Annotated in this window: 2 protein-coding genes; both read left to right on the top strand. The window is 63.1% G+C overall.

The window, feature by feature from the left end; translation table 11 throughout:
• A partial coding sequence (locus tag ACK4S7_RS13145; RefSeq protein WP_409647701.1) for a cbb3-type cytochrome oxidase subunit 3 occupies positions 1–218 on the top strand: 218 nt, incomplete at its 5' end.
• Positions 208–628: cbb3-type cytochrome c oxidase N-terminal domain-containing protein (locus ACK4S7_RS13140; RefSeq protein ID WP_409647698.1), on the top strand; the 421-nt coding region annotated here is incomplete at its 3' end. The genes ACK4S7_RS13145 and ACK4S7_RS13140, both read left to right, overlap by 11 nt.

Here is a 628-nt window from a genome sequence, read left to right as displayed (position 1 = left end):
GTGGACTTCGACAGTGCCGCACCACTCGAGGAACTGGCCGAGGAGAAGGGGCGATGAGCTTGTACGAGCAGCTTCGGCACTTCGCTGACAGCTACGCGCTGGTGGCTATCTTCGTCGTCTTCCTTGGCCTGTGTGCCTGGCCCTTTCGGCCCGGGGCCCGCACGCACAACCACAATGCTGCGCATTCGATCTTCAAGGATCAAGACGATGGTGAATGAGCGCCCGAGCGGCAAACGCATCGACCTGCCCACCGGGACCGAGACCGTCGGCCACGAGTGGGACGGTATCGAGGAACTCGACACGCCCATGCCGCGGTGGTGGCTATGGACCTTGTACCTCACGATCATCTGGGGTGTGGTCTACATTGTCCTCTATCCGGCTTGGCCGTTGATAGAAAGAGGCACGGAAGGTGTCCTTGGCTGGTCCAGCCGCGGCCAGCTCGCCCAAGAGATGCGCGTCGCCGATCAGTCCCGACAGACGGTACGTGAGGCGCTGTCCCAAATTCCGATTGAGCGCCTCCCCGACAACAGCCCTTTGATGGCGCAGGCCGTAGCGGGCGGCCGCGCTGCGTTTCTCGTCAATTGCGTCCAATGTCACGGCTCGGGTGCAGCCGGCAGCCCCGGCTATC

Source organism: Sphingorhabdus sp. (genome assembly GCF_046292425.1).
In the GTDB taxonomy this organism is placed as follows: domain Bacteria; phylum Pseudomonadota; class Alphaproteobacteria; order Sphingomonadales; family Sphingomonadaceae; genus Sphingorhabdus_B.
The sequence above is the reverse complement of the archived record's forward strand: the minus strand, read 5'-3'. Positions and strand labels throughout refer to the sequence as shown.